Annotated in this window: 3 protein-coding genes and 1 pseudogene; 2 read left to right on the top strand and 2 right to left on the bottom strand. The window is 75.7% G+C overall.

All coding sequences use genetic code 11. The features are described from left to right. Window positions 1–255, top strand: a pseudogene (locus KS423_RS38370) (DNA polymerase Y family protein); the annotation flags it as partial. A 94-nt stretch (window positions 256–349) separates the two neighbouring features. Beyond that, window positions 350–3,607, top strand: a complete 3,258-nt coding sequence (locus KS423_RS38365; RefSeq protein ID WP_224284363.1) for an error-prone DNA polymerase — start codon at window positions 350–352, stop codon at window positions 3,605–3,607. Between the two features lie 32 nt (window positions 3,608–3,639). On the opposite strand, the gene KS423_RS38360 is transcribed toward KS423_RS38365, so the two are convergent. Both KS423_RS38360 and KS423_RS38355 read right to left on the bottom strand, forming a co-directional pair. Then, window positions 3,640–4,281: a hypothetical protein gene (locus KS423_RS38360; RefSeq protein WP_224284362.1), complete on the bottom strand. Its 642-nt coding sequence runs from the start codon at window positions 4,279–4,281 to the stop codon at window positions 3,640–3,642. Window positions 4,282–4,365: 84 nt separating this feature from the next. Beyond that, on the bottom strand, window positions 4,366–4,924 hold a 559-nt coding region (locus KS423_RS38355; protein ID WP_224284361.1), incomplete at its 5' end, for a TIGR03084 family metal-binding protein.

Raw genomic sequence — 4,924 nt, 5'->3', positions numbered from 1 at the left:
GTGCTGGACGGGGCCGGGCGGCCGGTCACGGTGGACGGCCGGGCGGGGGTGTCGGCCCGGCCGGCCCTGGTCGTGGTCCGGGGCCGGGAGGAGCGGGTGGACGGCTGGACCGGGCCCTGGCCGGCGGTCGAGTACTGGTGGGACCAGTCGCTGGCCCGGCGCCGGGCGCGGTTCCAGGTCGTGGTGGGCGGCGGCCGGGCGCTGCTGCTCACCGTGGAGGGGGGTGCCTGGTACCTGGAGGCCGGCTACGACTAGCGGTCCCGGGACCAGGAAGGAGAAGGAGCAGAAGGAGGGGGAGCAGAAGGAGGGGGGAGCAGGACGAGCACGAGAACGACGAAGGCAACCCCCGATGGGCTTCACCAGCCACCCCACCCTCCCCTGGAGCGAGCTGCACCGCCGGCTGACCGGCGCGGCGCCGGACCGTACGGTGGTCCCGCTGCGCCGCCCCGCCCCGGAGCAGCCACCGGCCCCGGCCCCCGCCCCGGCCCCGGAGCCCGGGCCCGAGTCCGAGTGCGGGTCCGGGAAGGCCGAACCCTGGGCCGAACTGCACGTCCACTCCGCCTTCAGCTTCCTGGACGGCGCCAGCGACCCGGAGGACCTGGTCGCCGAGGCGGTCCGGCTGGGTGTGGAGACCCTCGCGATCACCGACCACGACGGCCTGTACGGTGCCGTCCGGCTCGCCGAGGCGGCCCGGGGCACGGGCCTGGCCACCGTGTTCGGCGCCGAGCTGACCCTCCGCCACGAATCAGGCGACCCCGAGCACCTGCTGGTCCTCGCCCGCGACCCGGCCGGCTACCGGCGCCTCTCCGCCGCGATCGCCGCCGCCCAGCTGGCCGGCGGCGCCAAGGGCAACCCGGTGTACGACCTCGCGGCGCTCGCCGGGGCGCACGACGGCCACTGGGCGGTGCTCACCGGCTGCCGGCTCGGCCGGGTCCCGGCAGGCCTCGAAGACGGTAGCGCCGAGCGCCGGCTCCGCACCCTCACCGAGGCGTTCGGCCGCGAGAACGTCCACGTCGAGCTGATCGACCAGTGGCTGCCCGGCGACGACCGGCGCAACGACGCCCTCGCCGCGCTCGCCGCCCGCTTCGAACTCCCCGTCGTCGCCTCCACCAACGCCCACCACGCCGGCCCCGCCCAGGGCCGCCTCGCGCAGAGCCTCGCCGCGCTGCACGAGCGCCGCACCCTCCAGGACGCGGCCGGCTGGACCCGGGCGGCCGGCACCGCGCACCTGCGCTCGGGCCGTGAGATGGCGGCCCGGCTGGCCCGCTTCCCCGGGGTGCAGCGGGCCACCGCCGAGCTCGGCCGGGCCTGCGCCTTCGACTTCGCCGGGCTGGACCCGGAGCTGCCCGGCTTCCCCGTCCCCGCGGGCGAGACCGAGATCGGCCACCTGCGCGCCCTGGTCGCGGCCGGCGGCCCGGCCCGCTTCGGCTCCGGCAACGCCGCCGCCCGCCGCCAGCTCGCCAAGGAGCTGGACGTGATCGAGGACCTCGACCTGGCCGGCTACTTCCTGATCGTGCACGACATCGTGGACTTCTGCCGGAGCCGGGACATCTGGTGCCAGGGCCGCGGCTCGGCCGCCAACTCGGCGGTCTGCTACGCCCTCGGGATCACCGCCGTCGACCCGGTCCACTACAAGCTGCTGTTCGAACGCTTCCTCTCCACCGCCCGGGACGGGCCGCCCGACATCGACCTGGACATCGAGAACCGCCGCCGCGAGGAGGTCATCCAGTACGTCTACGGCCGCTACGGGCGCGAGCACGCCGCCCAGGTCGCCAATGTGATCACCTACCGGCCCCGGCTGGCGATCCGCGACGCCGCCCGGGTGCTCGGCTACCCGCAGGGGCAGGTGGACGCGTTCAGCCGGCAGACCGACTTCCGTTCCGCCCCCGGCGCGGACGCCGTCATCCCCGCCGACGTGCTCCAGCTCGCCACCCAGCTCCACGGCCTGCCCCGCCACCTGGGCATCCACTCGGGCGGCATGGTGCTCACCCGGGAGCCGATCGGCGAGATCTGCCCCACCGAGTGGGCCCGGATGCCCGGGCGCTCCGTGCTCCAGTGGGACAAGGAGTCCACCGCCGGCGCCGGTCTGGTGAAGATCGACCTGCTCGGTCTCGGCATGCTCGCCGCCCTGCACGACGCCTGCGACCTGGTCGCGGAGCACCACGGCCTGCGCTACGACCTGGCCACCATCCCGGACGACGACCCGGGCGTGTACGCGATGCTGCGCCGGGCCGACACCGTCGGCGTGTTCCAGGTCGAGTCCCGGGCGCAGATGGCGACCCTGCCCCGGCTCAAGCCGGACCACTTCTACGACCTGGTGGTCGAGGTCGCGCTGATCCGTCCCGGCCCGATCCAGGGCGGCTCCGTCCACCCGTACCTGCGCCGCCGCGCCGGGGCGGAGCCGGCCGGCTGCCCGCACCCGCTGATGGAGAACGCGCTCGGCAAGACCCTGGGGGTGCCGCTGTTCCAGGAGCAGATGATGCAACTCGCCATCGACTGCGCCGGGTTCACCCCCTCGGAGGCCGACCGGCTGCGGCAGGCGATGGGCGCCAAGCGCTCGCACGAACGGGTCGCCCGGCTGCGCGAGCGGCTGCTGGGCGGGATGGCCGAGCGCGGCATCCCGCCCGAGGTGGCCGAGGACGTCTACGGCAAGATCGAGGCCTTCTCCAACTACGGCTTCCCGGAGAGCCACGCGATCAGCTTCGCCTACCTGGTGTACGCCAGCGCCTGGCTGAAGCACCACTTCCCGGCGGCCTTCACCTGCGCCCTGCTGGCCAACCAGCCGATGGGCTTCTACTCGCCGCTCAGCCTGGTCGCGGACGTCCGGCGGCACGGCGTGCGGGTGCGCGGGGTGGACGTCAACGCCAGCGGGGCGCGGCCCACCCTGGAGCCGTACCGGGGGCCGACCCCGAAACCACCGCTGACCGCCGGACGCCCGCAGCCGGCGATCCGGCTCGGCCTGGAGACGGTGCGCGGCATCGGCACCCCGCAGGCCGAGGCGATCGTGGCCGGGCAGCCGTACGCCGGCCTGGAGGACTTCGCCCGCCGCACCGGCCTGCCCGGGCCCGTCCTGGAGGCGCTGGCGACGGCGGGCGCCTTCGACTGCTTCGGGCTGACGAGACGTCAGGCACTGTGGGCGGCAGGGGCGTTCGCCGGGATCTCGGCCGAGCTGATCCCCGGCACCACCCCCGGCACCGAGGCGCCGGAGCTGCCCGGCATGAGCCCGGTCGAGGAGACCATCGCCGACCTGTGGGCCACCGGCACCTCCGCCACCAGCCATCCGCTCCAGCACCTGCGCACCCAACTGGAGCGCGGCGGCGCCCTCTGTGCGGCCCAGCTCCCGGGCGTCCCGCCGGGCACGGCGGTGGTGGTCGGCGGCCTGGTCACCCACCGGCAGCGGCCGCCGACGGCCGGCGGGGTGCTCTTCCTCAGCCTGGAGGACGAGACCGGGCTGATCAACGTGATCTGCAACCGCCCGGTCTGGGAGTCGCAGCGCCGCACCGCCCTGGACCGGGCCGGGCTGCTGGTCCACGGCCACATCGAGCGCGACCGGGGCGCCACCAACCTGATCGCCACCCGGCTCACCCCGCTCCGGGTCGGCCTCTGAGCGGGGCCCGGCGGGGCGCCCGGGGAGCGGGGTCAGGAGGCGGGCTCGTCGGCGAGGTCGAAGATCCGCGGGTAGCCGATCTCCGTGAGGTCCTCGGAGAGTTCCGCGAGGTCGGTGTCCGGATTGAGCGCCGCCACCACGGCCGGGGTGAGCGGGCGCAGCGCCAGGACGTGCTCGATCGCGGCGAGGTCCAGCTCGTGCTCCGGTTCGAAGTACTCCTCGGCCCAAGCCCGGTAGGCCTCGGCCGAGCCGTCCAGCAGCAGTTCGAAGAGGCCCTCCGCGCCTCGCTCGGCGGCCGCACCGTGCCAGGCGCCGTCCTCCGGCGCGCGCCAGAAGCAGCGGGTGACCGTCGGCCCGTCCTCGTCCCCGAAGGCGGGCTCCTCGGCGAAGCGGCGGAACTCCTCGGGCACGGCCGTGAGCAGCTCCGGGGCGTTGGGCGCCTCATGGTCGAAGCCGCGCCCGTACGTGCCGACGGGGGAGAACACCACGAACCAGTCGGCCCCCTCGCCGTCGCGCATCGAGGCCATCTCCTCGCCCCCGCCCCAGGAGGCGTCGAAGGAGTGGTACCGCGACCCCCAGTCGTCCGGGCTGAGGATCGCGTCGAGGATGGCCAGCGCGCGGCAGCGGTCGCGCAGGTCGGAGATGGCGGGCAGGCGGCTGAGCAGGTCGTTCATGCCCGCCATTCAACCCCGGGGATCCGACAGTGCCGCGCCCGGGCCCGATGGCGTGCCCTACGCCCCGGGCTGCCGCCCCTTGCCCTACACCCCGGGCTGCCGCCCCTTGCCCGGCGCCCCGGCGAAGACCTGGGCGATCGGCAGCCAGGCGGTGGCGACCGGCCCGGTGGCGATGAGGGCGAGGTCGTCCCGGTGGCGGCGCTGGGTCACCAGCAGGCAGAAGTCCAGGGCCGGGCCGGCCACCACGTCCTCCGCCCCGGCCGGGCCGACGGACCAGGCCCCGCCGTCGGGCGCGGTCAGTTCGAGCCGCACCGGGCGCTCGGGCGCGGGCAGTCCGTGCAGACCGAAGGCGAAGCCCAGGGTGCGCAGCCCCAGGTGGGCGATGTGCCGCAACCGGTCGGTGGGCTCGCGGGTGACGCCGAGCGCGTCCGCGACGTCCTGGCCGTGCGCCCAGGTCTCCATCAGTCGGGCGGTCGCCATCGAGGCGGGCTTCATCGGCGGGCCGAACCAGGGCAGTCGGACGTCGGCCGGGGCGGCGGAGAGCGCGGCCGACACCTCCGCCCGTCCGGTCCGCCAGCGGGCGAGCAGCGCCGCGGGCTCGGCGGCCGCACCCAGGCGGGCTCCCTCCTCGACCGGGCCCGCG

The organism is Streptomyces sp. LS1784 (genome assembly GCF_020103755.1).
Lineage (GTDB): Bacteria > Actinomycetota > Actinomycetes > Streptomycetales > Streptomycetaceae > Kitasatospora.
Note: the sequence above shows the minus strand (reverse complement) of the source record. Positions and strands in the feature narration are given on the sequence as shown.

Excerpts from the sequence above, each read along its gene's own strand:
- KS423_RS38360 (WP_224284362.1), bottom strand. The coding sequence starts at position 4,281 with ATGAACGACCTGCTCAGCCGCCTGCCCGCCATCTCCGACCTGCGCGAC.
- KS423_RS38365 (WP_224284363.1), top strand. The coding sequence starts at position 350 with ATGGGCTTCACCAGCCACCCCACCCTCCCCTGGAGCGAGCTGCACCGC.